This window comes from Enterobacter sp. BNK-22 (genome assembly GCF_048684805.1).
Lineage (GTDB): Bacteria > Pseudomonadota > Gammaproteobacteria > Enterobacterales > Enterobacteriaceae > Enterobacter > Enterobacter quasiroggenkampii.
On sequence record NZ_JBLQTT010000001.1, the window covers coordinates 438,150 to 463,961 of the forward strand.

At 56.6% G+C, this 25,812-nt stretch carries 22 protein-coding genes and 1 riboswitch; of the genes, 5 read left to right on the forward strand and 17 right to left on the reverse strand.

Going from position 1 to position 25,812, the window contains the following annotated elements; translation table 11 throughout:
• Nucleotides 1–13: 13 nt before the first annotated feature.
• From ACMGGE_RS01965 to ACMGGE_RS01985, 5 genes are all read right to left on the reverse strand, one after another.
• Nucleotides 14–475 carry a hypothetical protein gene (locus tag ACMGGE_RS01965; RefSeq protein WP_420293296.1) on the reverse strand — a complete coding sequence of 154 codons (462 nt, stop codon included), beginning with the start codon at nucleotides 473–475 and terminating at the stop codon, nucleotides 14–16.
• 213 nt (nucleotides 476–688) lie between these two features.
• Nucleotides 689–1,696, reverse strand: coding sequence for a YadA C-terminal domain-containing protein (locus ACMGGE_RS01970; RefSeq protein WP_262789748.1), 1,008 nt, complete (start codon nucleotides 1,694–1,696; stop codon nucleotides 689–691).
• Between the two features lie 589 nt (nucleotides 1,697–2,285).
• Nucleotides 2,286–2,771: an Hcp family type VI secretion system effector gene (locus ACMGGE_RS01975; RefSeq protein ID WP_420293297.1), complete on the reverse strand. Its 486-nt coding sequence runs from the start codon at nucleotides 2,769–2,771 to the stop codon at nucleotides 2,286–2,288.
• A gap of 18 nt (nucleotides 2,772–2,789) precedes the next feature.
• Nucleotides 2,790–3,116, reverse strand: coding sequence for a DUF1493 family protein (locus tag ACMGGE_RS01980; protein WP_025913229.1), 327 nt, complete (start codon nucleotides 3,114–3,116; stop codon nucleotides 2,790–2,792).
• Entirely contained in the window at nucleotides 3,110–3,559 is a 450-nt protein-coding gene (locus ACMGGE_RS01985; protein ID WP_072061315.1) for an STM2901 family protein, read from the reverse strand. Before ACMGGE_RS01985 ends, ACMGGE_RS01980 begins: the two co-directional genes overlap by 7 nt.
• A 344-nt stretch (nucleotides 3,560–3,903) precedes the next feature.
• Nucleotides 3,904–4,000, forward strand: a riboswitch (TPP riboswitch).
• Nucleotides 4,001–4,035: 35 nt separating this feature from the next.
• On the opposite strand from ACMGGE_RS01985, the gene thiM reads away from it, so the two are divergent.
• From thiM to ACMGGE_RS02000, 3 genes are read left to right on the forward strand one after another with little or no spacing between them, the layout of a single operon-like run.
• Complete coding sequence (gene thiM, locus ACMGGE_RS01990; protein ID WP_420293298.1) at nucleotides 4,036–4,806, forward strand: hydroxyethylthiazole kinase; 771 nt, start codon at nucleotides 4,036–4,038, stop codon at nucleotides 4,804–4,806.
• Nucleotides 4,803–5,603: a bifunctional hydroxymethylpyrimidine kinase/phosphomethylpyrimidine kinase gene (gene thiD / locus ACMGGE_RS01995; RefSeq protein WP_063622075.1), complete on the forward strand. Its 801-nt coding sequence runs from the start codon at nucleotides 4,803–4,805 to the stop codon at nucleotides 5,601–5,603. The genes thiM and thiD overlap by 4 nt, the downstream gene beginning before the upstream one ends.
• 42 nt (nucleotides 5,604–5,645) lie before the next feature.
• Complete coding sequence (locus tag ACMGGE_RS02000; RefSeq protein WP_420293299.1) at nucleotides 5,646–6,392, forward strand: GntR family transcriptional regulator; 747 nt, start codon at nucleotides 5,646–5,648, stop codon at nucleotides 6,390–6,392.
• Here ACMGGE_RS02000 and ACMGGE_RS02005 read toward each other — a convergent pair.
• The 3 genes from ACMGGE_RS02005 to ACMGGE_RS02015 are packed head-to-tail and all read right to left on the reverse strand — an operon-like array spanning nucleotide 6,366 to nucleotide 9,594.
• The gene (locus ACMGGE_RS02005) at nucleotides 6,366–7,319 is read right to left on the reverse strand and encodes a PfkB family carbohydrate kinase (RefSeq protein WP_196346839.1); all 954 of its coding nucleotides are present in this window, start codon (nucleotides 7,317–7,319) and stop codon (nucleotides 6,366–6,368) included. The two genes, ACMGGE_RS02000 and ACMGGE_RS02005, sit on opposite strands and share 27 nt — an antisense overlap.
• Nucleotides 7,316–8,320 carry an ADP-ribosylglycohydrolase family protein gene (locus ACMGGE_RS02010; protein ID WP_325819105.1) on the reverse strand — a complete coding sequence of 335 codons (1,005 nt, stop codon included), beginning with the start codon at nucleotides 8,318–8,320 and terminating at the stop codon, nucleotides 7,316–7,318. The genes ACMGGE_RS02005 and ACMGGE_RS02010 overlap by 4 nt, the downstream gene beginning before the upstream one ends.
• The gene (locus ACMGGE_RS02015; RefSeq protein WP_045908640.1) at nucleotides 8,317–9,594 is read right to left on the reverse strand and encodes a nucleoside permease; all 1,278 of its coding nucleotides are present in this window, start codon (nucleotides 9,592–9,594) and stop codon (nucleotides 8,317–8,319) included. The genes ACMGGE_RS02010 and ACMGGE_RS02015 overlap by 4 nt, the downstream gene beginning before the upstream one ends.
• A 250-nt stretch (nucleotides 9,595–9,844) precedes the next feature.
• Here ACMGGE_RS02015 and fbaB point away from each other — a divergent pair, with 250 nt between their 5' ends.
• Nucleotides 9,845–10,897, forward strand: a complete 1,053-nt coding sequence (gene fbaB, locus ACMGGE_RS02020) for a class I fructose-bisphosphate aldolase (protein ID WP_008500869.1) — start codon at nucleotides 9,845–9,847, stop codon at nucleotides 10,895–10,897.
• 53 nt (nucleotides 10,898–10,950) lie between these two features.
• Here the strand turns inward: fbaB and yegS are convergent, their stop codons facing one another.
• Nucleotides 10,951–11,850 (reverse strand): lipid kinase YegS, encoded by a 900-nt coding sequence (gene yegS, locus ACMGGE_RS02025; RefSeq protein ID WP_420293300.1) that lies wholly within the window; start codon nucleotides 11,848–11,850, stop codon nucleotides 10,951–10,953.
• A gap of 141 nt (nucleotides 11,851–11,991) precedes the next feature.
• On the opposite strand from yegS, the gene ACMGGE_RS02030 reads away from it, so the two are divergent.
• Nucleotides 11,992–12,492 (forward strand): DUF523 domain-containing protein, encoded by a 501-nt coding sequence (locus ACMGGE_RS02030; protein WP_420293301.1) that lies wholly within the window; start codon nucleotides 11,992–11,994, stop codon nucleotides 12,490–12,492.
• 161 nt (nucleotides 12,493–12,653) lie between these two features.
• Here the strand turns inward: ACMGGE_RS02030 and yegQ are convergent, their stop codons facing one another.
• The 8 genes from yegQ to ACMGGE_RS02070 all read right to left on the reverse strand — a co-directional run bounded on the left by yegQ (nucleotide 12,654) and on the right by ACMGGE_RS02070 (nucleotide 25,575).
• On the reverse strand, nucleotides 12,654–14,015 hold the full coding sequence (gene yegQ, locus ACMGGE_RS02035) for a tRNA 5-hydroxyuridine modification protein YegQ (RefSeq protein ID WP_420293302.1): 1,362 nt from the start codon (nucleotides 14,013–14,015) through the stop codon (nucleotides 12,654–12,656).
• Nucleotides 14,016–14,169: 154 nt separating this feature from the next.
• A complete protein-coding gene (locus ACMGGE_RS02040; RefSeq protein WP_063622071.1) occupies nucleotides 14,170–14,502 on the reverse strand; it encodes a YegP family protein in 333 nt (110 codons plus the stop codon).
• A gap of 135 nt (nucleotides 14,503–14,637) precedes the next feature.
• Nucleotides 14,638–15,360: a two-component system response regulator BaeR gene (gene baeR / locus ACMGGE_RS02045; protein ID WP_024908120.1), complete on the reverse strand. Its 723-nt coding sequence runs from the start codon at nucleotides 15,358–15,360 to the stop codon at nucleotides 14,638–14,640.
• Complete coding sequence (gene baeS, locus ACMGGE_RS02050; RefSeq protein WP_039025016.1) at nucleotides 15,357–16,760, reverse strand: two-component system sensor histidine kinase BaeS; 1,404 nt, start codon at nucleotides 16,758–16,760, stop codon at nucleotides 15,357–15,359. Before baeS ends, baeR begins: the two co-directional genes overlap by 4 nt.
• Nucleotides 16,757–18,172 (reverse strand): MFS transporter, encoded by a 1,416-nt coding sequence (locus tag ACMGGE_RS02055; RefSeq protein WP_262808489.1) that lies wholly within the window; start codon nucleotides 18,170–18,172, stop codon nucleotides 16,757–16,759. The genes baeS and ACMGGE_RS02055 overlap by 4 nt, the downstream gene beginning before the upstream one ends.
• A complete protein-coding gene (mdtC, locus tag ACMGGE_RS02060) occupies nucleotides 18,173–21,250 on the reverse strand; it encodes a multidrug efflux RND transporter permease subunit MdtC (RefSeq protein WP_262808488.1) in 3,078 nt (1,025 codons plus the stop codon).
• A complete protein-coding gene (locus ACMGGE_RS02065) occupies nucleotides 21,251–24,373 on the reverse strand; it encodes an MdtB/MuxB family multidrug efflux RND transporter permease subunit (RefSeq protein ID WP_420293303.1) in 3,123 nt (1,040 codons plus the stop codon).
• Nucleotides 24,373–25,575 carry an MdtA/MuxA family multidrug efflux RND transporter periplasmic adaptor subunit gene (locus ACMGGE_RS02070; RefSeq protein ID WP_048028298.1) on the reverse strand — a complete coding sequence of 401 codons (1,203 nt, stop codon included), beginning with the start codon at nucleotides 25,573–25,575 and terminating at the stop codon, nucleotides 24,373–24,375. The genes ACMGGE_RS02065 and ACMGGE_RS02070 overlap by 1 nt, the downstream gene beginning before the upstream one ends.
• Between the last annotated feature and the right edge of the window lie 237 nt (nucleotides 25,576–25,812).

Consider the following 25,812-nt stretch of genomic DNA (forward strand, 5'->3'; position numbering starts at 1 on the left):
CGTAATGCTAAGATCACATTTTTGATAATTGTGCGTTTACAACTCTCTCTTTTTCGACAACCAGCTGCATAATATAGCTACCCTTGTGCCATGAACCCTTATTTGGCTTCCAGCCTTTCGAAATCAGATATTCAGCAGCTTCAGAGATTGGCTTATTCATAACGCGATCCGCTTCACCTGAGAACTTTTTTAAATCACCGCTTACTTTGGCCGGTTTGCTAACACAACGACCCGCAGCATCCATCACCTGAGTGCAGCCTTCAGGAAGGTGCCTGTGCGCTGACTGTGCAAGTTGAGCAGCATTCTCCAAAGCCTGTTTTTCAGCAGCAGCGTTAATGGCTGTAGTGCGGTTTTGCTCTGCAATATAACAAGCATCTTTACTCACTCCTTTGCTTTGACAATCAGCCATCCGTTGAGCGGGTGAGGAACACGCAGCAAGAGATAATATAGCCGCTACCATCATTAACTTTTTCATTATTGCCTCAGTAATTACAATTATAAATATACGTGCCTAACATCAAGCCGATCCATATCCCTAATAAAATAAAAGTGAGATACAAAACAGCGGAGATAAAAATGTACTTTGTCATTTTCTTTGCGAGCAGCAATGTATTGAGTTATAGCCAGCTGATTAAAACGCATGGGCGAGTTTTTTAGCTTACTGGCATTTTATTTTAATACTCTAGCATCACCATCCGTAAGATGCGGACGCCGCAACAATTTCATCACCGTTGGATGTACCTGATGTAGAGAGGGTAGCGGCTACATTCTCAGCGAACTTATGACGGTAGCCGATCGCATAACCTTGCGCATCTTTGAAGTTGGCAGCACCGACGGCAACCGCGTTATCTGTATCAACGTAATGCAACCCAGCAAGAGAAGCAGCGCCAGCGATACCAGCACGATATTCCTTGCGATCCTCATTCTGCTGATTCTCCAGAGAAGAGAACTTAGCGTTATTTTGACTTTCTAACGCAGTAATACGTGATTCATGATTCGCTAATTGTGCGCTGTGATTCTGAATCGTCGCTTCCTGCGTTTGCTGGCGTGACTGAACGTTAGCAACAGCAGCTTTATTCGCTGCGGCTACCGTTTGTGCATCTACAGCTAAAGATTGCGCATAAGTGCCCGTATTAAATGCCTGAGTCGCTTTGTCAGAGGCATCCTGAAGGGCTTGATCTTGTCTATTCTGATCGGCGTTGAAAATGCTTTTATCTACCTTACTTGCCAGCGCTTGTGTATTAGCATCTGCTTTGTTGGTCGCATTAATGGCGGTGATTTCGGCATGATCAGCAGCGGCTTTAGCGCCAGTAGCATCAGTAAGCGCTGTATCAGCTTTTGCACCAGCAAGCACAGCATCAGATTCAGCTTTATCTACTCTCGTGTTTGTATCAATGATTGCTTGTCCGTTAGTCATAACGCCTTGTAACGCTGCGTCAGCTTTATCAGTTGCGCTTTTAATCGCATCATCACGCAATAAATTTTCATCTCGCATGTTGATAATATCAGTGCGATTTGTACCAATATCAACACGATTTGCCTCTTCACGATCTGCATTTTGTTGATTGATTTGGGTTTGAGTCCAGCCCAAAGAATCTACAACATCATCAGTGCTGATCGTTGCCGCGAATGTTGTACCAGAAAACACAATACCAAATACAAAAACAGCGGTAGCTGATGTATTTAAACATTTCATATTAAAGCTCTCATCATCAATACAAGAAAAAATTAGGGCGCTATCCTGGCGGGAAGATACAACGTCTTGTTATATCTGTATTAATTCACGATTAACGTTGAAAATTTAAGTTTGATAACTTATTTCGTAACGTGCAGCAACTATCTATGAATGTGTAATTATGATTATTGATCTAAATCATAAATCGCATTAATAGCTAATTTAGTTCGTTGTAATAGAAAAGATATTACCTTTTAAATATCAATGATATAAGTTTTTTAGTTGGTTTGATTTTATGATATGTATGAAATAAAAACTCATTAATATTATTTAAGTTTCTTGGCGGGGAAAGATGAAAAATAGGCGGAATAGTTAATGTCAGTTAATGGATTTCTCTCTCTGTTTTATTATTGAATCCTTCTTTAGTTTTGAATGAAAGCAATGCTGAGCCTAACAGTAATCCTGCAGTTTTTTGCTAAAAATATTGTTGTTGAAAACTCAAGCGAAATGTATCTGGATATAAATTTATATGACTTAGTAACAGAATTGTTATACAAAATGGAGAGTCTGAAGGAGGGGCAGGGTAGCCCCATGTTTAAAGCTTTTTTTGCTATGCTTGTTTCTTTTCGTTCCACGCATCGGAATGCAAGATATTGCCATCTTTATAAAGGTGAGTGATTTTCTCGTAGGCTAAAGAAATATCTTCCATATGGCCTGTACCCGTAGCCGTTCGGGTATCGTGCATCACAGGGCTAAAGCTAACTACTTTCACACGTTCTAATATAATGGTGTAGTAAATTTCCTCTTGCCCGCTGTAGTTGATACGATAGAAATTAAACTCAGCGCTTTTAAGAGTCTGCCCCGTTGCAACAGCTTTAAACAAATAGGGTGATGAACTGTCAATCTCTTTAGTGAAGTTGAATGAGCAATGTTGTCGGCTTCCTGTCACTTTACCTGTTAAATTGTCTATAGGAATGATCACGCTATGCTGTAAGCTACGTAGTTCTATGCTTCCATCACGTCCATGAACGTCACAAGATCCCATGATCTGAGATCCACCATCATCTTTTAAAATCAAATGTACTGGTACAGCCATTTTTAACGCTCCTTGCTGTTAGTCGTATAACCATCTTCCTGCTTTAGCCGATTCTGCAAACATCCTTACAGTAAGAGGTTTTGAGATTTGCTTTACTGGTTTATCAGTAAACCATCTTCTAAAGAACCACGTTCTAAACCACGGATAATATTTCTGATAATTCATTGCTGACATGTCAATATTAAAAAAACTGTCGTATTTATTAATGCAATAAATTAAATCATCATCGTCTGCATAATCTTGAAGAATATCATCAAGCTCTAACGGTATCAGCTTTCCTGTGAATGTACCTGACACAGGTAACTCTTTACGGAATAGCTCTAAAACTTCCTGATCTGTTACCATATGCGATCTTTCTCGTGTGCGATGGTGTTGTAGTCACGAACGGTTTTATAAACGATTTGACTAATATCGCTCGCTACTATAGCCCAACCAACAACAGGTAATCCACGCCCCACAAAAGCGCCCAGGTTAGTAACATATTTAGGCTTAAGTGTTGTTATGCTCGCTTCTGTAAGAGTTGGAAGTCTTACAGGTAATTCAGTGTTAAGAAGTTGGCGAAGGTATTTTGATGCTATTGACGTACCCGCTGTGGTTCCGTAAGGTTTACCTCTTGTTTTTAATAATGGCAGACCCAGAATAATACAGCTCATTGAAATAACATCTTTAATTCCGCCAAATTGATCATTAACTCTATCCAGTAAAATCCAAAAAAATAACTCTCCTGCAGTGATATTGCATACGCCACGATAGAAATATGTTCCATTTAATTCTTCTACTGTATCCATCAGTAACCCTTTAGTTTCAGGCAACATGTTTATTAATCGTACTGCGTGCAAGTACAAAGGGGAAGCTGTTTTTATGAAAAAGCACTTAAAATCAAAGTGCTGTTGGCTAAATAATTCATTAGCTACTGCTCAATACCATCTCTTACAATGTTAATTATTTTCTTTTCTGGGAAGGACCTTTTAGTTGTTTAACTAAAAAGACAGTGTGTAATAGAATGTCGTTGTTCTTTTTGAGCACTCGAAGTCTTTCGCTCCTGCCTTGAGTGAAGAATCATTATCCGAAAGAGTGGGCTTGCTTGAGCCAGCAACTTCCCCTAATCTGGCAAAAAGTAAGCTAATGCTTACCAAATGACTCGGGGTGCCCTTCTTTGTGAAGGCTGAGAAATACCCGTATTACCTGATCTGGATAATGCCAGCGTAGGGAAGTCAGATGCCTTCCCGGTCATCGCTTCTTCACGCAAGGCAGGAGCGAACCCATGCAGCCTGACCTGCTTGATTTACACGTTTTACACCACTTCCGAACCCGTTCTCCACTGACCCATTGTATGACTAACGATGTCGTACAGACCTTTACGGCCAACGTTTTGCTGGCGCTTGGCGCATCCCCGGCGATGGTGATCGAGGCCGAAGAGGCAGAGCAGTTTGCCGCGATAGCCGATGCGCTGCTGGTTAACGTTGGCACGCTGACCGCGCCGCGCGCCCAGTCGATGCGTCGGGCAATTGAAAGCGCGATGGCGGCAGGCAAGCCCTGGACGCTGGACCCTGTTGCCGTGGGCGCCCTGGCGTTCCGCACCCGCTTTTGCCATCAAATTCTTGCCCTGAAACCGGCGGCCATTCGCGGCAATGCCTCTGAAATCCTTGCTCTTGCCGGGATGAGCGCCGGCGGGCGCGGCGTCGATACGACCGATACCGCCGCCAGCGCGGTGCCTGCTGCCCAGGCGTTGGCCCGGCAGATCAATACGATTGTGGTGGTCACCGGCGAGGTGGACTACATCACGGACGGGCAACGTACCCGAACGGTTACCGGCGGTGACCCGCTGATGACGCGCGTGGTGGGCACCGGGTGCGCGCTTTCTGCCGTTGTGGCGGCGAGCTGTTCGCTGCCGGGTGACCGGCTGGATAACATCGCTGCCGCCTGCGGATGGATGAAACGAGCCGGAACGGTCGCCGTTTCGCAGTCGCGTGGCCCAGGGAGTTTTGCCAGCGCGTTCCTGGATGCGCTCTACACACTGGAGGAGCAGGCATGAAGCGGATTAATGCCCTGACCATTGCCGGCACCGATCCCAGCGGCGGCGCGGGTATCCAGGCTGACCTGAAAACTTTCTCAGCCCTTGGCGCGTACGGCTGCTCGGTCATCACCGCGCTGGTGGCGCAAAATACGCGCGGCGTGCAGTCGGTCTACCGTATCGAGCCGGATTTTGTTGCCGCGCAGCTGGATTCAGTGTTCAGCGACGTGCGCATCGATACCACCAAAATCGGCATGCTGGCCGAAACGGATATCGTTGAAGCGGTGGCCGAGCGGCTTAAACGCTATCAGGTACAAAACGTGGTGCTGGATACGGTGATGCTGGCGAAAAGCGGCGATCCGCTGCTCTCCGCCTCTGCCGTGGAGACACTGCGCAAAAAGCTGCTGCCACAGGTAGCGCTCATCACGCCCAATCTGCCGGAAGCCGCCGCGCTGTTGGGCACATCGCACGCGCAAACGGAACGCGAGATGAAAGCGCAGGGGAACGCGCTGCTGGCGATGGGCTGCGGGGCGGTGCTGATGAAGGGTGGGCATCTGGATGACGCGGAAAGCCCGGACTGGCTCTTCACCCGGGACGGCGAAGTGCGCTTTACCGCGCCGCGCGTGCAGACCAAAAATACCCACGGCACGGGCTGTACGCTCTCGGCCGCGCTGGCGGCGCTGCGTCCCCGGCATGAAGGCTGGGCCGATACGGTGCGCGAAGCGAAAGCCTGGCTCTCGGCGGCGCTGGCAAAAGCCGATACTCTGGAAGTCGGTCACGGTATTGGGCCGGTTCATCATTTTCATGCATGGTGGTAAGCCAGTATACTGGCAGGAAACACCACGCCTGAGAAAACAGAGATGGAACAAGCGCATACCCGGTTAATCGCTCAACTGAATGAACGGATCGCCGCGCCCGATAACACGCCGCTGTACCTGAAGTTTGCCGAAACGGTAAAAAATGCGGTACGCATCGGGGTGCTGGAGCACGGGAATATTTTGCCCGGCGAGCGCGATCTGAGCCAGTTGACCGGGGTGTCGCGCATTACCGTGCGTAAAGCGATGCAGGCGCTGGAGGAAGAGGGTGTGGTGACGCGCGCTCGTGGCTACGGGACGCAAATCAACAATATCTTCGAATATTCGCTGAAAGAGGCGCGCGGCTTCTCACAGCAGGTGGTGCTGCGCGGCCAAACGCCAAATACGCTCTGGGTTAACAAGCGGGTGGTGAAATGCCCGGAAGAGGTGGCGAACCACCTGTCGATCTCCCCGGACAGCGAGGTCTTTTTGCTCAAGCGCATTCGCTATGTGGATGACGATGCGGTGTCGATTGAAGAGTCCTGGGTCCCGGTCGGGTTAATTCCCGACCCGGATGCGATTGGTATTTCTCTCTACGACTACTTCCGCAGCCAGAATATCTTCCCGCAGCGCACCCGCTCAAGGGTGAGCGCCCGCATGCCGGACAGCGAGTTTCAGGCGCACATTAAGATGGATGAAAAAATACCGGTGCTGGTGATCAAGCAGGTCGCGCTTGACCAGCAGCACCGGCCGATTGAGTACAGCATTAGCTACTGTCGTAGTGACCTATACGTCTTTGTGTGCGAGGAGTAATTCCTCGCGCGTCGGGGCGCAATCGCCGCCGCGGTGGCTGACCACCCATGACGCCACGGCATTCCCCAGCAAAACGGCATCTGCCAGTGACCATCCCGCAGCCAGCCCGGCAAGCGTGCCGCCCGCGTGGCTGTCGCCTGCACCAATGGTATCCACAACCGTAGCCGGAAACGCCGGAACAACGCCCGAGCTCCCGGCGTCATACCAGGCCGCACCGTCTTTATCGTGGCGCACAATCAGGGCGGCCCGGAAACGCTGCTGCCACTCCGTACCCAGGTTTTCAGCCACGACACCCAGCCGCCCGGCTGCGATCTCCGCTTCCTGACGATTAAGGGACACGATTGGCCTGCAGGCCATAATCCGCGTCATCAGCGCGTCGGGGATATCCGCAATACGGGGGCCGAAATCGATGAAGGCCGTCACCTCCTGTAATCCCTCCAGCCAGCGTGTCAACAGTTCACCGCACGGTGAGGCCAACTGATAGCCGGACAAATACACCAGGCTGTTTTGCGGGACGTGAAGCGCATCCAGCCAGCGCTGCTGCCATTGGTTCTCCACGCCGCTAAAGGACATAAAGGTGCGTTCGCCGTCAGGCTCAACCAGCGCCAGGCACCAGCCGTTATCGCCCGTATCGGCCTCCACGGCGCTGTGCAGATCCTGCTTCGCCATGGCGTTGCGGATAATATCCGCCCACACGCCGTGCCCGACGGGCAGAGCGTTTTGCGCCGTAATGCCGAGCCGCTTCAGGGCAATGGCGATATTCAGCGCGCAGCCGCCAATATTCACGCCCTGCTGCTTAAGTTCGATATCGCACCCGCGCCAGGGCAGGGCGTAGGCGTCGGCGATGACGTCAATCACCGCTGCGCCCAGCACCGTCACCGGGCGCGTGGCGTGCAGATTTTCGAGACGTTGGGCAAATGCATTCATACGCCCTCCCTTTGCTCCCTGAAGTGCAGCAGTTTCTCGCAATAATGGCCGAAGTTGAGCTGGTTGACGGCATCGAGTTCGGCTTTGAGCGCCGTGTCAATCGCCTGCACCCCGTGGAGCGCACCGCAGATGGCCGTCGCCATGGCGCCAATGGTGTCCGTATCACCGCCCAGATTGGCACATAAAATGGCGCAGCGGTTCGGGTCGGTTCCCGCCAGTTCCACCATCGCAATGGCCGCCGGAACGGACTCTATTGTGCTGGTGCCCGCGCCAATCAGCTGATAAACCTGCTCGCTGGCGGAGTCAATACCGTTGGCTTCCCGCACGGTCTTAACCGCCAGCTCAATACGCGCCGCCAGCGACGCGCTGAAGGTGGTGGTTTTCATCTCCTGCGCATAGCGGGCGATCCCCGGCAGGGCATCAACGATGTTCTGCCAGCTTTCGCCGTCGATGGCGCGGGATACCGCCCAGGCAATCACCACCGCGCCGGCAATGGCGAGGTCCGATTTATGGGTCGGGCTGGAGGCCAGCGCCACCTGTTCAACAAAATGTTCCAGCCGCGTCGCCGGGAGCAGGCAGCCCAGCGGGGAGGCGCGCATCGCCGCCCCGTTCGTCACGCCGTTGTTTTCCAGTTCGCTCACCGGCTTCCCGTCACGAATCGCATTAAGCGCGATTTTTGAGGTCGGGCCGAGCACATTCTTGTTGAACGCGTCGAAATCGAGCGCCCAGTTCAGGATATGCTTGCCGATAACATCCGCGTTAATCTCCCCGTCGCACTCAATGATCGCATCGGCGAGGCACAGCGCCATTGAGGTATCGTCGGTGAACTCTGCCTGCCCGAAATAGCAGGCCGCGTTATTTTCTGCCGGGCCGGGTAAAAAGCGGTCGATCCAGCCGAAGTGCGCTTTGACGCGCTTTCTCGGCCACAGCTCCGACGGCATGCCCATCGCATCCCCTAACGCCTGCCCGTAAAGGGCACCGAGAACACGTTCTTGTTTCATTTAACTTCCCCTTGTGTCAGCGCGGTATCGCCATCAACCACCTCAATAGCAGTGATCTCTTTGTCCGATTCGCGGAAAAACAGCATAAACAGCACGGCAATCACGGCAATCATGATTGCGCCAAATGCCCACATTCCGGCCCAGTTGAAGGTCAGCCCATTCACCGGCTCTTTATATGCGAACATTTTTTCCATCATCACGCCGCCCAGGCGGTAACCCAGCAGGCTACCAAAGCCCTGGCAGCACAGCGTAATCAGGCCTTGCGCAGCGGTACGCATGTGCACCGGCGCTTTTTTATCCACGTAGATGTACGCGGTAACGTAGTAGAAGTCGTAGCTCACGCCGTGCAGCAGAATGCCGAGGAACAGCAGGGCGTAGGTGAAGTACTGTTCCGCACCGCCGTAAACGAAGAACCCGTAGCGGATGGCGGCCGTGATCAGACCCAGCAGTAAGACCTTCTTAATACCAAAGCGTTTGGTAAAGAACGGCAGCGCCAGCATAAAGAAGATTTCAGAGAACTGGCCGAGCGTCATCCAACCGGTGGCGTTTTTCATTCCCACTTCGGTGAGATAGCCGTTGGCGAAGATGTAATAGAAGGCCAGCGGCATGGCGAACAGAAACGAGCAGAAGAAGAACACGAGGAAGTTTTTGTCGCGCAGCAGGATCAGCGCGTCCAGCCCCAGCATTACTTTGAAGTCCAGCTTGCCGGTACTTTTCGGCGGCGTGTTCGGCAGGAAGAGGGCAAACACGCCGAGCAGGGCGGAGCTGGCTGCCGTCATCAGCAGAGGAATATTGGTATCGGAAATATCGCTATAGCCCAGCATCTGCGGCAGGAAGCCGCACGCCAGCCCGGAGGCGATCCAGCCGATAGTGCCCATTACGCGGATACGCGGGAAATCGGCCTCGACGTCATCCACGTTCGCGAAGGCAATACTGTTGGTCAGCGCGATGGTGGGCATATAGGTCAGGGAGTAAACCAGCAGCAGCGGGAAGAAGGTGCTGAACTGGGTTTGTTGTGCGGCGAAGTACATCAAAATCGCGCCGGCAAACATCAGCACCGCCAGTACTTTCTGCGCGGCGAAGAAGCGGTCCGTCAGCGATCCGACCAGAATTGGGGAGAGGATTGCGGCAATGGCGGTACAGGCATAAGACCAGCCGATTTCCCCGGCGGTAAAACCGCTTTTGCTCAGCCACAGCCACAGCGGCACAAACCACGCGCCCCAGATAAACCATTCAACAAACATCATGAATGACAGTTGGACTTTCGTTTTCATTTTTTAATCCTGCATGTCAGAGAGGGTACGCCTTTAACATACCATTCTATAATACCTTTTAAATACCTTTGTGGCGATTGTTTGATCAATGTAACAGTTTTGTTGTACACGAATCGAGCCAGCAGATTGTGCTGAAAAAAAATGCAAAAGGTGGAAAATCTGTTAAGTCGGTACCAGGCTTAGTCTGCCCATAAATAATGGGACTGGATAAACACACACCGACACGACGTCGGACTTACGGGAGTATCACATGACTGATATTGCGCAGTTGCTTGGCAAAGACGCCGACAGCCTTTTACAGCATCGTTGTATGACCATTCCAGCCGACCAGCTCTATCTGCCGGGTCATGACTACGTCGACCGCGTGATGGTCGATAACAACCGTCCGCCTGCGGTTCTGCGAAACATGCAGACGCTCTACAACACCGGGCGGCTCGGTGGCACCGGATATCTCTCCATTCTGCCGGTAGACCAGGGCGTTGAGCACTCGGCGGGCGCCTCTTTCGCAGCGAATCCGCTCTATTTCGATCCGAAGAACATTGTTGAGCTGGCGATTGAAGCGGGCTGTAACTGCGTGGCCTCCACCTACGGCGTGCTGGCCTCCGTCTCGCGTCGCTATGCCCACCGCATTCCGTTCCTCGTGAAGCTGAATCACAATGAAACCCTGAGCTACCCCACCGAATATGACCAGACGCTCTACGCCAGCGTCGAGCAGGCGTTCAATATGGGGGCGGTTGCCGTTGGGGCGACGATTTACTTTGGCTCTGAACAGTCCCGTCGTCAGATTGAAGAGATCTCTGCGGCGTTTGAGCGCGCGCACGAGCTGGGTATGGTGACCGTGCTGTGGGCGTACCTGCGTAACTCGGCGTTCAAAAAAGACGGCGTGGATTACCACGTGTCGGCTGACCTGACCGGCCAGGCGAACCATCTGGCGGCGACCATTGGCGCAGACATCGTGAAGCAGAAAATGGCCGAGAATAACGGCGGCTATAAAGCGGTGAACTTTGGTTACACCGATGACCGCGTTTACAGCAAGCTGACCAGCGATAACCCGATCGACCTGGTGCGCTACCAGCTGGCGAACTGCTATATGGGACGTGCAGGGCTGATTAACTCCGGCGGTGCGGCGGGCGGCGATACTGACCTGTCAGATGCGGTACGTACGGCGGTTATTAACAAACGCGCGGGCGGCATGGGGCTGATCCTGGGTCGTAAGGCGTTTAAGAAATCGATGGCCGACGGCGTGAAGCTGATCAATGCGGTGCAGGATGTCTATCTGGACAGCAAAGTCACGATTGCCTGACCTGAGGGCGAAGTGTAGGCCGGGTAAGGCGTAGCCGCCACCCGGCAATACCATCAGCGCAAAAGCACACAGTCCGGCGGCAACCGACACTGCAGCGCGCCGGGCAACACCTCAATGCGGAACTGTGTTCCGCTTAGCGGCTCTCCGTCGAGGTTAAACGTCATCCCGTGCGGGGCATTAACCTCAAACCATGCGGATTTCCCGTCAATGATATTTGGACTCTCTTCCGGCTGCGTCAGCGTGGTAAACAGCGCGGGCAGCAGGCCGTCGCCCGTGAAAATCCGCAGCTGTAGCTGACCGTCATTGATCAGCGCCTCCGGGCACAGCTGCTGACCGCCGCCAGCCTGTCGACCATTGCCAATCCCAATGACCAGCGCGTCACCCTGCCACTGAAAATCCTCGCCGCGAATTTCACAGCGGTCAGGCTTGAGGGTATCCATGCGCATCAGACCGTGGATCAGATACGACACGCCGCCCAGCGCCGCCTTCAGTTTTTCCGGCGTTTCGCTGGTGATGCGCGTGCCGAACCCGCCGGTGGCCATATTGATAAAGCAGGTTTTGTCATTCACCTGCGCAATATCAACCACGGTGGCTTTACCGAGGATCGCCAGCTGGAGCGCTTTTTCTAACGCCTCCGGGATCCCTGCGCTGGTGGCAAAATCATTGGCGGTGCCGAGCGGTAAAATGCCCATCACCGGGCGGTTTGCCGGGGGCAGGTCGATCAGTGCTGACGCGATCTCATTGATGGTGCCATCGCCGCCGCCGGAAATGATGGTGTTGACGCCAAGCCTGAGGGCTTCATTGATGTACCTTGCGGCATCGCCTTTTTCCCAGGTTACCCTGACGTGGATGCGCGCGCCGTCGTCACGCAAATCCTGAATTGCCTGACGCAGTAGATCGTTGCCCGCACTTTTGCCATTGAGAATCAATAAACTGTCTGGATAGGTTGCCATCCGCGCTGCTCCCTTTTTTAGCGTTAGTAAGAGTGTATAGCAGAGAGGAAAAAAGCGGGTAAGAACAGGATGAAAGGAACAAAATAAGCCCGAAAGCGCGTTACACTCCAGCGATGATATGAACGTAATCACAGGAAAGTGATGATGAATAAAATTTTGGTAAGCGCGTGCCTGATGGGCTTCAGGGTTCGTTATAACGGAAGTGAAAAAGCGAGAATGAACGCGCAACTCGCTCGCTGGCAACAGGAACAACGTCTGGTTATCCACTGCCCTGAACTGGCTGCCGGGCTGCCTGTACCGCGTCCTCCGGCAGAGATTATGTCCGCTGATGGCAAAGACGTAATGCGCGGGCAAGCCAGAATTATTGAAAATACCGGGCAGGACGTGACCGCACATTATCAGCTTGCAGCCTGGCTTGCGCTACGCGCTGCTCAGGAATCGGGGTGTAGCGCTGCATTGTTAACCGATGGCAGCCCAACGTGCGGCAGTGAGTTTATTTATGACGGATCGTTTCGCGTCATACATAAAGCGGGGAAGGGGGTTGCGGCATCGTTGCTCGCAGAGCATGGGATCGCCGTGTTCTCAGAGAAGCAAATTGACGAACTCATTGCTTGGATTGAGGAGAGAGAAGGCAAAAAATAAGCCCGCGTAAGGGAGATTACGCAGGCTAAGGAGGTGGTTCCTGGTACAGCTAGCATTTATGGGTTATGTTTTTCAGCGGGGGGATAATACCCGTATTGAACGAAGCGGTATGTGATCCGATTCTAAGAATTATCCCAGCGCGAAAAAATTTCCCTGATTGACTATTTGCCGTGTGGGTTACGGGTGCTTTCACCGTTGAAGTTACGCATCAGCAGCGCGAACTTCAGCTCCACCTCTACCGGAACCGGCAGCCAGACGGTATGCCCGTCGCCCGGCGCGACCTCAATCGCTTCGCCTTTGCCGTTTTCCAGATGCTCCAGCGTAAAGTTCATGTTGCCCTGCGGGGTCATCAGCTCCAGGCTGTCGCCTTTGGTGAACTTGTTTTTCACCGCGACGGCCGCCAGCGCGCCTTTGCGCTCGCCGGTGAAGTCACCGACAAACTGCTGGCGCTCGGATACGGAGTAGCCGTGCTCGTAGTTCTGGTAGTCGTCGTGGGTATGACGGCGCAGGAAGCCTTCGGTATAGCCGCGATGCGCCAGGCCTTCCAGAGTTTCCAGCAGGCTGGTATCGAACGGTTTACCGGCGGCCGCATCGTCGATGGCTTTGCGGTACACCTGCGCGGTACGCGCGCAGTAGTAATAGGATTTGGTGCGACCTTCAATCTTCAGGGAGTGCACGCCCATCTGGGTCAGGCGCTCGACGTGGGCGATGGCACGCAGATCTTTCGAGTTCATGATGTAGGTGCCGTGCTCGTCTTCAAAGGCGGTCATGTACTCGCCCGGACGTTTGGCTTCTTCAATCATAAACACGCTGTCGGTTGGCGCGCCGATGCCCAGCGTTGGCTCAACGTTGGTCACCGGGATCGGCTCATGCTTGTGGACGATGTTGCCGATGTCATCCTCTTTGCCTTCCTGAACGTTATATTCCCAGCGGCAGGCGTTGGTGCAGGTGCCCTGGTTCGGGTCGCGTTTGTTGATGTAGCCAGAAAGCAGGCAGCGACCGGAATAGGCCATGCACAGCGCGCCGTGAACGAAGATTTCGATTTCCATATCCGGCACCTGGGTGCGGATCTCTTCGATCTCTTCCAGCGAAAGCTCGCGAGACAGGATGACGCGGGTCAGCCCCATCTGCTTCCAGAACTTCACCGTTGCCCAGTTGACGGCGTTAGCCTGTACGGAGAGGTGGATATCCATCTCCGGGAAGTTCTCCCGAACCAGCATGATTAAACCCGGGTCCGACATGATCAGCGCGTCCGGCCCCATATCCACCACCGGCTTCAGGTCACGGATAAATGTTTTCAGCTTGGCGTTGTGCGGCGCGATGTTGACTACGACGTAGAATTTTTTACCCAGAGCGTGCGCCTCGTTGATGCCGAGCTGCAGGTTCTCGTGGTTGAATTCGTTGTTACGCACGCGCAGCGAGTAGCGCGGCTGGCCCGCATACACGGCGTCGGCGCCATAGGCGAAAGCGTAACGCATATTTTGCAGCGTTCCCGCCGGGGAAAGGAGTTCCGGTTTAAACATGTTTGTTCTCGTTCTGATGACAGGTCAGATCCGCGTGCACCAGGTGCAGCGGTAAGGGGAGATCCCCCACATTAAGGGCGGGCATTGTAGCGCTGCGGGGCAGGGAGGTAAAGCGCCGGGTCGCGTCACCGCTCTTCCGGCGTGCTTCGTGTTGTCAGGAGTTGTCTTTTACCGTCTGAGTGGACCCGTTAGTTTTGACCGAGGCGATACCCTTATCACGCGATTGTTCCGTTGCATAAAGCTGACTGCTGCCAATCACCTGATGATTGCCTGCCTTGAGATTGAAATGGTACTTACCGTTAGAGGCTGTTTTCTTCTCATAGCGCTCGTCCAGGGGGCTGTTCGTGCGTACGGAGGCAATGCCGTTTTCGGCGGCACTTTTACTGGTGTAAAGCTCGCTGGTAAGAATGGTCTCACCGTTACCCGCCTTCAGCACAAACCTGAACTGACCATCACTGCTTTTACTTAATTCGAACCAACTAGACATAGGAACTCCTTGATCGAAAGTAAAGTGAAAGGCACCAGTTATAAGCAAGCGAACCGGTAAAAAGAGTATGGTTGATTCCTGAATTGATTCCAGAAAAGAAAAACCCGCCCTGGGGCGGGTTTCAGCGTCGAAAGGTCACGCTATCCTGCACGCATCAGCTTCCCAGCGATACCCCACGCCATACACCGCGCGAATAAACGACTGTTCGGCGTCCAGCGCCTCCAGCTTGCGGCGCAGATTTTTGATGTGGCTATCGATGGTGCGGTCGGTCACCACGCGGTAATCGTCGTACAGGTGGTTCAGCAACTGTTCGCGGGAGAAGACTTTTCCCGGCTCGTGGGAGAGGGTTTTCAGCAGGCGGAACTCCGCAGGGGTCAGGTCCAGCAGCTTGCTGCGCCAACTTGCCTGGAAGCGGCTTTCGTCGACAATCAGCGGGCTTTCGGCGTCCAGCACCTGAAGCTCGCGCTGCGGCCTGCAGCGGCGCAGAATGGTTTTCACGCGGGCAACCACCTCGCGCGGACTGTAGGGCTTGCAGATATAGTCGTCCGCGCCGATTTCGAGCCCCAGCAGGCGGTCAATCTCTTCAATTTTGGCGGTGACCATGACGATCGGTACGTCGGAGAAGCGGCGAATTTCCCGGCACAGGGTCAGGCCATCGGTCCCGGGAAGCATTAGATCCAGCAGGATCAGGTCCGGCGGGGTCTGGCGCACGTAAGGCAGCACCTGATCGCCGTGGCTGATCAGTGACGGGGCATAGCTGGCCGCGCGTAAATAGTCGATCAGCAGCTGTCCCAGCTTGGGTTCGTCTTCGACGATCAAAATGCGCGGCGTGTTTTCGTCAATCGGTAACTCGGTCATACTTCTCTCGATAAATCCCGTTCCAGAGGTAACTCTACTGTAATGCTAACCCCGCCAAAAGGCGAATGGGCGGCGCGGATCGTGCCATTATGCGCCTCGACGATGTTAACGCAAATCGCCAGCCCCAGACCGGATCCGCCGCTGGCGCGATTGCGGGAGCCTTCGGTACGGTAAAAACGTTCAAACAGTTTTTCCAGCTGCGCGTCCTGCACGCCGGGTGCGGAATCCGCGAAGGTAAGGGCAAAGCGCCCGTTTTCCTGTCTGCCGGAAATCAGCAGCCCGCCGCCGCTGTCGGTGTAGCGCAGGCTGTTTTCCAGCAGATTGTTGAACAGCTGCATCAGCCGATCTTTGTCGCCAAACACCACCGCGCTGTCCGGCAGGGAGAGGTCGATTTTCAGGTTGCGGCTGGCAAAGCGCTCGCGGAAGGCGCCGCTCGCCACCTCCAGCACGTTAATGACGTCTACGGGCGCCTTCTGGTAGGCCAGTGCGCCTTCGTCGGACATAGAGAGCTGGTGGAGATCGTCCACCAGCTTGGTGAGCGTGCCCACCTCCGCCTGCAGGGAGGCCACCGATTCGGGCGTAAACTGGCGCACGCCGTCCTGAATGGCCTCGAGCTCGCCGCGCAGCACCGCCAGCGGCGTACGCAGCTCGTGTGAAATATCGGCCATAAAGTCGCGGCGCATCTGCTGGTTTTTCTCAAGCGTGCTGGCGAGCTGGTTAAAGTCCTGCGCCAGCTTGCCCAGTTCGTCCTGGCTGCGGGTATCGACGCGGGTAGTGAAATCCCCGGCGGCGAGCTTGTGCGTGCCTTCCACCAGGCGTTTCACCGGGGCGAGCAGACCGCGCGCCAGCGGGAAGGTGGCGAGCGCGGCGAGCAGCGTGGAGAGGGCGACAATCAGCCAGCTTGTCCGACGCTGCTGGCGGTCAAAGTTGATGTCGGTGTTGCGCGTCAGGCGCTCCACCGGGGAGGCGATCACCCAGCCAACGGTGGCGTTATTCACTTTAATCGCCCGCCGGGTGCCGTCAGGCGGTATCGGCGCGCGCGGCCCAACCAGGGGGCGCATATCCTGGTCGATTACCCAGAACTGGGTGCGCCAGCCGTGCGGCGGCATGCCCGGGCCCGGACGATCGTCGCCGGTATCGTGCTCCAGCGAGCGCAGGATCTGGAAAATAAAGCGATCATTGTTGCGCAGAAAACGCCAGTTGCCGTGCTGGGCGTACTGTTCACTCAGCGCATCGCTCAGTCCCTGCAAACGCTGCTCATTGCCATGCTTGATGTAATCAATAAAGCCGCGCTCGAAGCTGACCCGCACCGCCCAGTGCATTGTGATCAGCAGGACGATACAGGTGGCGAAGATCGCTACAAAGAGCTTGCCGGTAATACCCGGACGCCAGAATTTCATGAGCCACTCCTTTTGCCGCGCCTAATCACGACGTTCTTGCTGGTATCATCCGGCACCTGGGCGAAGATGAAAGCGGGCAGGGCAATGATGATCGCCATGCTGAGGTAGGTATACATAAAGACCTGATGCGCCACCGGCGTGTCGACGCTGAGGTGGTGCTGACCGTACATGCCGAGCAGTAACCCCGCAATAGTCACGCCCACGCTCATGGAGAGCTGCATCACCATCGACAGCAGGCTGTTGCCGCTGCTCGCCAGATCGTCCGGCAGGTCTTTCAGGGTCAGGGTATTCATCGATGAGAAGCGCATGGAGTTGATGATCCCCTGGCTGAACAGCACCAGCGGCAGGACGTAGTACCAGCCCATCAGCGCCACGGCCATAAACAGCAGGCTGACCAGCGCCAGCCCCAGCGTGGCGGCCACCAGCACGTGTCGATAGCCAAAGCGGTTCACCACCTGCACCACAATGCGCTTCATTCCCATGCTGCCGAGCACCATCGGGATCATCATCAGGCCCGCGTGGAATGGCGAAAAACCCATGCCAATTTGCAGAAAAACGGGCGTCATAAACGGCAGCATCCCGCTGCCGATGCGTCCGGCGAAGCTGCCAGACAGGCCCAGACGGTAAGTGGGGTTTTTAAACAACGCCAGGCTGAACAGCGCCTTGTCGTTTCCTCTGGCGTGCCATAGATACCACAGTATGGCGGTAACACCGAACGCGATCAGGAGCCCGAGCGTCAGGGGCGAAATCCCCAGTCCTTTTTGCCCGTCGAGCGCCAGGGTGAGCGTGGCCATACCGGCGGCCAACAGGATAAAACCGAAGAAATCAAAGCGCCGGGTCTGCATTTTGTAGTTCGGCATCAGCGCCAGGGTGGCCATCGCGCCGATGATGCCTACCGGGAGGTTGATTAAGAAGATCCAGTGCCAGGAGGCGTACTCCACCAGCATGCCGCCCAGCGCCGGGCCCAGCAGCGGCCCCACCTGACCGGGCAGGGTGACAAAGGTCATCGCCGCCATGTACTGCTCGCGCGGCACAATCTTCATCACCGTTAACCGCCCGACGGGCACCATCATCGCCCCGCCGATGCCCTGCAGCACGCGCGCCATGACCAGCTGGTCGAGGGTATTGGCCTGCGCGCAAAACAGCGAGCCGGTGGTAAACAGCACGATGGCGGTAAAGAAGATATTCCGCACGCCGACCTTATCGGCCAGCCAGCCGCTGGCGGGCAGCATCACGGCAACCGTCAGCACGTAGGAGACAATCACCATGTGCATATGCAGCGGGCTCTCCCCCAGGCTTTTCGCCATGGAGGGGAGGGCGGTGTTGACGATGGTCGTATCCAGCGACTGCATAAAGAAGCCGAAGGCGACTATCCATAATTGCCAGCGAACGTTGCTGGGAAGCTCAGTCATTTACCCGTTTACCGTTTTTCTGTTTTTACGCGAAAAGCGCAGCCGCAGGCGGTCGAAGAACAGATAGACCACCGGCGTGGTGTACAGCGTCAGCAGCTGGCTCATCACCAGGCCGCCGACAATGGTGATCCCCAGCGGCTGGCGCAGCTCTGAGCCGTCGCCGCCCGAGATTACCAGCGGCAGCGCGCCAAACAGCGCCGCCAGGGTGGTCATCATGATCGGACGGAAGCGCAGCAGGCAGGCCTGGAAGATGGCCTCTTCCGGCGAGAGGTTGCCGTTGCGCTGGGCGTCCAGCGCAAAGTCCACCATCATGATGGCGTTTTTCTTCACGATGCCGATCAGCAGCATGATCCCGATAAGCGCGATAAGGCTGAACGGCGCGCCGAACAGCTCCAGCGCCAGCAGTGCCCCCACGCCCGCCGACGGCAGCGTCGAGAGGATGGTCAGCGGGTGCACGTAGCTCTCATACAGCACGCCCAGCACAATATAGACCGTGGCGATGGCGGCCAGAATCAAAATCACCTGAGAGTTCATTGTCTCCTGGAATACCTGCGCGGTCCCGGCGAAGCTGCCGCGGACGGTAGACGGCACGCCAAGCTGGGTCATCGCGCGGTTGATTGCATCGCTGGCCTCAGACAGTGACGAACCGGCGGGCAGGTTAAAGGAGATGGTCGACGCCGCCGACAGCCCCTGATGGTTCACCGACAGCGGCGCGTTGGCAGGCTGCCAGCTGGCGAAGTAGGAGAGCGGAATCGCCTTGCCGTCGTTGTTAATCACAAACATTTTATCCAGGGCGCTGATGTCCTGGGTGTAGCGCGGGTCAACTTCCATCACCACCTTATACTGGTTCATCGGCTGGTAGATGGTGGAGATCTCGCGCTGGCCGAAGGCGTTGTTCAGCAGGCTGTTGGCGGCTTCTACGTTGATACCTAGCCGCGACATGGTTTCACGGTCGTAGGTCAGGGCCATCTCGGCGCCGTTGTCCTGCTGATCGGAGTTTACGTCCGCCAGTTGGGGAAGGGCGGCCAGCGCCTTGCGGATCTTCGGCTCCCACTCGCGCAGGGCGGCCAAATCGTCCGAGAGCAACGTGTACTGATAGCTGGCGTTCGCCTGTCGCCCGCCGACGCGGATATCCTGAACGGCCATCAAAAACAGGTTTGCCCCCGGCTCTTTGGCGAGCTTCACCCGCAGGCGGTCAATCACCTGCTGGGCGGTTTCGTTGCGCTCGCCGCGCGGTTTCAGGGTAATAAACATCATCCCGCTGTTGACGCGCGACCCGCCGGTAAAGCCGGTCACGTTATCCACGGCTTTGTCTTCACGAATGATCTTCATAAAGTCCTGCAGCTTGCCGCGCATGGCCTGGAACGAAATGCTCTGGTCCGCCTGAATGCCGCCCATCAGCACGCCGGTGTCCTGCTCCGGGAAGAAAGTTTTCGGGATGGTGATATACATCCACACGTTGAGCACGATGGTGCCTATCAGCACCAGGCCGACCAGACGCGTATGGTTCAGCACCCACTTCAGCGATTTACCGTAGCCTTCCTGCATTGCCATCAGGAAACGGCCAAAGCCTTTGCGGCGCGGCTGCGAGTGCGGTTTGCTGCGCTTGAGCATCCAGCCGCACATCATTGGCGTCAGCGTTAGGGAGATCGCCAGCGAAATGCCGATCGCGACGGAGAGGGTGACGGCAAACTCGCGCAGCAACCGGCCCGGCAGCCCGCCCATCAGCAGCAGCGGCAGGAACACCGCCACCAGCGACAGGCTCATGGAGAGCACCGTAAACCCCACCTCGCGCGTGCCCTGCAGGGCAGCCTGCAGCGGCTTCACGCCCGCTTCCAGATGGCGGGAGATGTTCTCCAGCACCACGATGGCGTCATCCACCACGAAGCCCGTCGCAATCGTCAGGGCCATCAGCGACAGGTTGTTGAGGCTAAACCCGCACAGATACATGGCGGCAAAGGTACCGATCAGCGAGACCGGCACGGCCACCGCCGGGATCAGCGTCGCGCGGCCAGAGCGCAGGAACAGGAAGACCACCAGGATCACCAGCGCGACGGAGATCACCAGCGTTTGCTCGACCTCTTCCAGCGAGGCGCGAATGGTCGGGGAGCGATCCTGGGCAATTTGCAGATCGATTGCTGCCGGGATGGTCTCCTGCAGGTCCGGAAGACGGGCGCGAATGCTGTTCACCGTCTCAATAATGTTGGCCTCCGGCAGCTTACGGATCATCAGCAAAATCGCCGGTTTGGCGTTGGTCATCCCGGCGTTGCGCACGTCCTGCACCGAGTCGGTGACGCTGGCCACGTCGCTTAATCGCACCGCCGCGCCGTTGTTATAGTGGATGATGAGCGGTTGATATTCCGCCGCGGTTTTCAGCTCGTCGTTGGTGTGGATCTGCCAGCGGTGGCTGTTATCCTCAATCGCCCCCTGCGGTTTACGCACGTTGGCGTTGCTGATGGCGGAGCGCACGTCGTCCAGCGACACGCCCTGGTTGAATAACGCCTGCGGGTTTAACCCCACGCGCACGGCGGGCAGGGAACTCCCGCCGACGCTCACGTCGCCGACGCCGTTAATTTGTGAGATTGTCTGCGCCAGCTGGGTAGACGCAAAGTCGTACAGCTGCCCCTGCGAGTACGTATCCGAGGTCAGCGTCAGGATCATGATCGGCGCGTCGGACGGGTTGGCCTTGCGGTAGGTCGGACGGCTCGGCATCCCGCTCGGCAGCAGGCTCTGTGCGGCGTTAATGGCCGCCTGCACGTCGCGCGCCGCGCCGTTGATATCCCGGTCGAAGCTGAACTCCAGAATGATGCGCGTGCTGCCCAGCGAGCTGCTGGAGGTCATCTCGTTGACCCCCGCAATCCGCCCGAGCGAACGCTCCAGCGGCGTGGCAACGGACGAGGCCATGGTTTCCGGCGAGGCGCCCGGCAGCGAGGCGCTGACCATGATCACCGGGAAATCCACCTGCGGCAGCGGCGCCACCGGCAGCAACCGGAAGCCCAGCACGCCGCAGAGGGTAATGGCGAGCGAGATTAAAATCGTCGCCACCGGGCGATAAATGAAGAGGGCGAAAAACTTCACTTATGCCTCCTCTTCACATTTCGGGAAGCGGCTTTTGGTCCACAGCGCCAGGCGGTCAAACAGCAGGTAGATCACCGGTGTGGTGAACAGCGTTAGCACCTGGCTCACCAGCAGACCGCCGACCATGCCGATACCCAGCGGACGACGCAGCTCCGCGCCGACGCCGGTGCTCAGCATCAGCGGCAGCGCGCCCAGCAGGGCGGCCAGCGTGGTCATCAGGATGGGACGAAAACGCAGCAGGCAGGCCTGGAAAATCGCATCGCGCGGCGACATGCCCTGCTCGCGCTCGGCGGCCAGGGCAAAGTCGATCATCATGATGGCGTTTTTCTTCACGATCCCGATAAGCAGGATAATGCCGATGATGGCAATGACGTCCAGCTCGCTGCCCGCCAGCATTAATGCCAGCAGTGCCCCCACGCCCGCCGTCGGCAGGGTAGAAAGGATGGTGATCGGGTGGATAAAGCTTTCGTACAGCACGCCGAGCACGATGTACATCGCCACGACCGCCGCCACGATCAGCCAGATGGTGTTGCCCAGCGCGGCCTGAAACGCCAGGGTGCTGCCCTGGAACTGGGTCTGAATATCGGACGGGAAGCTTACCGCTTTTTCCGCCGCCTGAATGGCCTCCACCGCTTCACCCAGAGAGTAATTGTCCGGCACGTTAAAGGAGATGGTGGTGGACGGGAACTGATCCAGATGGTTAATCGACAGGGGGGTATAGCGTTCTTCCACCGTGGCGATAGCGCTCAGTGGCACAATGCCGCCGTCTTTGCTGGTCAGGCGCACCGAGTCCAGCCCCGCCAGGCCGGGCGTATTTTCGGTGTTGTGCTCCAGCACCACGCGGTACTGGTTCGCCTGGGTGTAGATGGTGGAGATCAGGCGCTGACCGAAGGCGTTGTACAGGGCGTTATCCACGTCCGCCATGGTAATGCCCAGACGGCTGGCGGCGTCGCGGTTGACGTTCACATACGCCGCCAGGCCCTTGTCCTGCCAGTCGCTGCTGACGTCCGAGAGCTGCGGCAGGGTTTTGAGTTTATCCACCAGCTGCGGCACCCAGGTGCTGAGCGCATCCAGCGAGGTGGCCTGCAGCGTGAACTGGTACTGCGTGCGGCTGACCTGGGTATCGATGGTCAAATCCTGAATCGGCTGCAGGTAAAGCTCAACGCCCGGCACGCGGGCCACGGCGTTTTGCAGCCGCTCAATGACGGCGTTGACGCGATCGTCGCGCTCATCCAGCGGCTTGAGGTTGATCTGCAGGCGCGCGCTATTGAGCGACGGGTTGGTGCCGTCGACGCCCACGTAGGAGGTCAGGCTCTCGACCGCCGGATCTTTCATAACAATCTCAGACACCTGCTGCTGGCGCTGCGCCATATTGGCGAAGGAGACCGACTGCGGGGCCTGAAGCGTGCCCTGAATAATGCCGTTGTCCTGGATGGGGAAGAAGCCTTTCGGAATGAAAATCCACAGCATCACGCTGAGCGCCAGCGTGCCGAGCGCCACGCCGAGCGTCGCCCACGGGTGGTTAAGGACTTTCGCCAGCACGCGACCGTAGGCGGCAATAATGCGCTCGAACATGCGCTCGGAGGCGCGCGAGAAGCGGTTTTGTTTGCGCAGCGACTCGTGGCTCAGCATGCGGGCGCACATCATCGGCGTCAGGGTCAGCGATACCACCGCGGAGATCAGAATGGCGACCGCCAGCGTGACGGCAAACTCGCGGAACAGCCGCCCGACAATATCGCCCATAAACAGCAGCGGGATCAGCACCGCAATCAATGAGAAGGTCAGCGAGATAATGGTAAAGCCGATTTCACCTGCGCCTTTCAGCGCAGCGGCCAGCGGTTTTTCGCCTTTCTCGATATAGCGCGAGATGTTCTCGATGACGACGATGGCATCATCCACCACGAACCCGGTGGCGATGGTGAGCGCCATCAGCGTCAGGTTGTTGATCGAAAAATCGAGGAACACCATCACCGCAAAGGTGCCGACCAGCGAGAGCGGTACGGCGACGGCGGGAATAATGGTCGCCGGAATGTTGCGCAGGAACAGATAAATGATCATCACCACCAGTGCAATCGCCAGCATTAGCTCAAACTGGGTGTCGGTGACCGATGCGCGAATGTTGGTGGTGCGGTCGGAGAGCACCTTCACGCTGACTGACTTCGGCAGGCTTTCGATCAGCTGCGGCAGCATGGTGCGGATGCTGTCGGCGGTTTCGATGATGTTGGCACCCGGCTGGCGTTGCACGTTCATCACGATCGCCTGCTGCTTGTTGGCCCATGCCCCCAGCCAGCTGTTCTCCGCGCCTTGTTCTACGGTCGCCACGTCGCCCAGACGCACTGGCGCGCCGTTCTGGTAGGCGATAATCAGCTGACGATATTCGTCGGCGGACTGCATCTGGTCGTTCGCCGAGAGCGTCACGGCGCGGGTTGGGCCGTCCAGCGAGCCCTTCGCCGAGTTGACGTTCGCGTTGCTGATGGCGCTGCGGATGGTTTCGCTGGTGAGCCCCAGCGCGGCAATGGCCTGCGCGTTCAGCTTGACGCGCACCGCCGGGCGCTGGCCGCCCGCGAGGGTGACGAGGCCAACGCCGGAGACCTGAGAAATTTTCTGCGCCACGCGCGTTTCGACCATGTCTTCGACCTGGGTCATCGGCATGGCGGAGGAGGTGACGGCAAGCGTCATGATCGGCGGATCTGCCGGGTTCACCTTGCTGTAGACCGGTGGGTTAGGCAGGTCTGACGGCAGCAGATTGGTAGCGGCGTTGATGGCGGCCTGCACCTCCTGCTCGGCGACGTCCAGCGACAGCGTCAGCTGGAACTGCAGCGTCACCACGGATGCCCCGCCAGAACTCTGGGAGGACATCTGTTTTAGCCCCGACATCTGGCCGAACTGGCGCTCCAGCGGGGCGGTAATGGCGGACGTCACCACGTCCGGGCTGGCCCCGGGATAGAGAGTGACAACCTGAATGGTTGGGTAATCCACCTCCGGCAGCGCCGAGACGGGCAGGAAGCGATAGCCGATAATCCCGGCGAGCAGGATCGCCACCATCAGCAACGTGGTGGCGACAGGACGGAGGATAAACAGGCGTGAAGGCCCACCTGTAGAGCCCGGCGGCAGCACCTGCATCAGGAGGTCGCTCCCTGTTTCGCAGGTTCAACCACTTCCACTTTGGCCCCTTCGGTCAGACGGTCAATGCCGTCGGTGACCACGCGGTCGCCTGCGGAAAGCCCGGCGCTGATGACCACCGTCTGGCTGTCCTGAATTCCGGTTTTTACGAGGTGCTTGCTGACTTTATTGTCGCTGTTAAGCACCCAGACGAAGTTACCTTCATTACCCATCTGCAGCGCAGCGGTGGGGATCACCACCGCGTTCTCTTCGGTCGCGACCAGCATGCGTGCATTGACGAACTGGTTCGGAAAGAGGGCATCATCCTGGTTATTAAAGCGCGCCTTCAGCTTGATGGTGCCGGTGGTGGTGTCGATCTGGTTATCCAGACTGAGCAGGGACCCTTCACTCAGTTTCTGCTTGTTGGTGCGGTCCCAGGCTTCCACTACCAGGCCTTTACCGGCTTTTTGCGCCTGCATGACGGTCGCGATATCGCTTTCCGGCAGGGTAAAGACTAAATCAATCGGATGGGTCTGGGTGATCACCACGATGCCCGTGGTGTCGCCACTGGAGATTTGGTTGCCGATATCGACCTGCTTCAGGCCGACGCGTCCGTCAATCGGCGCGGTGATGCGGCTCCAGTCCAGCTGCAGCTGGGCGCTGGCCACGGCGGCTTCGTCCGCTTTGATCGTGCCCTGCGTTTCACTGACCAGCGACTGCTGGGTATCCAGCTCCTGACGGGACACCAGGTTTGTTTTCACCAGCTGCTGGTAGCGGGCTAAATCGCGCCGGGCGTTGGCGAGGGTCGCGTTGTCTTTCGCAAGCTGTCCCTGCGCCTGGGCGAGGGCGACCTTAAACTGGCTCGGGTCGATTTCCGCCAACAGGTCACCAGCCTTAACCTGCTGACCTTCCTGGAAGTGGATCGCGATGAGCTGGCCGTCGACGCGGCTGCGCACCGTGGCGGTGTTGGCGGCGGTAATGGTCCCGAGACCTGTGAGATAGCGAGGAACGGCTTTATTCACCGCCGTCGCCGCCTGAACCGGCGCCAGGGCGCCGCCGCGCATTCCATGACGCCCTCCGCCCGTGGGGCGCTGAGCCTGGCTGGTGGCACCGGCAGGTGCGGCGGAGTTCGCGGATTGGCTGTGCCAGTACCAGGCGGCGGCAAGGGCCACCACAATGATGCCAGCGGCGATTGCCCAGCGGGATTTGTTACTGCCTTTCATCGTTATACGTTCTCATCCTGAATACTTCGGGGAATGATACTAGTTTAGTCAGGCAACACAGCGGAAAAATGGAGGAAATATGGAAGACTGTCAGGAATGGTCTGAGTGTGGAGCTCTTTTTAGCCGGGTGACGCTTCGCTTACCCGGCCTACAAGGTAAATGCGAACGGCAACGGAAGTTGCCGTTTTTGGTGTTTTGTGGGAGATAGCACCAGACCGCACCACAACAACACACGTT

Coding starts and splice junctions, on each gene's coding strand:
- ACMGGE_RS01965 (WP_420293296.1), bottom strand. CDS start 475: ATGAAAAAGTTAATGATGGTAGCGGCTATATTATCTCTTGCTGCGTGT.
- ACMGGE_RS01970 (WP_262789748.1), bottom strand. CDS start 1,696: ATGAAATGTTTAAATACATCAGCTACCGCTGTTTTTGTATTTGGTATT.
- ACMGGE_RS01975 (WP_420293297.1), bottom strand. CDS start 2,771: ATGGCTGTACCAGTACATTTGATTTTAAAAGATGATGGTGGATCTCAG.
- ACMGGE_RS01980 (WP_025913229.1), bottom strand. CDS start 3,116: ATGGTAACAGATCAGGAAGTTTTAGAGCTATTCCGTAAAGAGTTACCT.
- ACMGGE_RS01985 (WP_072061315.1), bottom strand. CDS start 3,559: ATGGATACAGTAGAAGAATTAAATGGAACATATTTCTATCGTGGCGTA.
- thiM (WP_420293298.1), top strand. CDS start 4,036: ATGCAGCCTGACCTGCTTGATTTACACGTTTTACACCACTTCCGAACC.
- thiD (WP_063622075.1), top strand. CDS start 4,803: ATGAAGCGGATTAATGCCCTGACCATTGCCGGCACCGATCCCAGCGGC.
- ACMGGE_RS02000 (WP_420293299.1), top strand. CDS start 5,646: ATGGAACAAGCGCATACCCGGTTAATCGCTCAACTGAATGAACGGATC.
- ACMGGE_RS02005 (WP_196346839.1), bottom strand. CDS start 7,319: ATGAATGCATTTGCCCAACGTCTCGAAAATCTGCACGCCACGCGCCCG.
- ACMGGE_RS02010 (WP_325819105.1), bottom strand. CDS start 8,320: ATGAAACAAGAACGTGTTCTCGGTGCCCTTTACGGGCAGGCGTTAGGG.
- ACMGGE_RS02015 (WP_045908640.1), bottom strand. CDS start 9,594: ATGAAAACGAAAGTCCAACTGTCATTCATGATGTTTGTTGAATGGTTT.
- fbaB (WP_008500869.1), top strand. CDS start 9,845: ATGACTGATATTGCGCAGTTGCTTGGCAAAGACGCCGACAGCCTTTTA.
- yegS (WP_420293300.1), bottom strand. CDS start 11,850: ATGGCAACCTATCCAGACAGTTTATTGATTCTCAATGGCAAAAGTGCG.
- ACMGGE_RS02030 (WP_420293301.1), top strand. CDS start 11,992: ATGATGAATAAAATTTTGGTAAGCGCGTGCCTGATGGGCTTCAGGGTT.
- yegQ (WP_420293302.1), bottom strand. CDS start 14,015: ATGTTTAAACCGGAACTCCTTTCCCCGGCGGGAACGCTGCAAAATATG.
- ACMGGE_RS02040 (WP_063622071.1), bottom strand. CDS start 14,502: ATGTCTAGTTGGTTCGAATTAAGTAAAAGCAGTGATGGTCAGTTCAGG.
- baeR (WP_024908120.1), bottom strand. CDS start 15,360: ATGACCGAGTTACCGATTGACGAAAACACGCCGCGCATTTTGATCGTC.
- baeS (WP_039025016.1), bottom strand. CDS start 16,760: ATGAAATTCTGGCGTCCGGGTATTACCGGCAAGCTCTTTGTAGCGATC.
- ACMGGE_RS02055 (WP_262808489.1), bottom strand. CDS start 18,172: ATGACTGAGCTTCCCAGCAACGTTCGCTGGCAATTATGGATAGTCGCC.
- ACMGGE_RS02065 (WP_420293303.1), bottom strand. CDS start 24,373: ATGCAGGTGCTGCCGCCGGGCTCTACAGGTGGGCCTTCACGCCTGTTT.
- ACMGGE_RS02070 (WP_048028298.1), bottom strand. CDS start 25,575: ATGAAAGGCAGTAACAAATCCCGCTGGGCAATCGCCGCTGGCATCATT.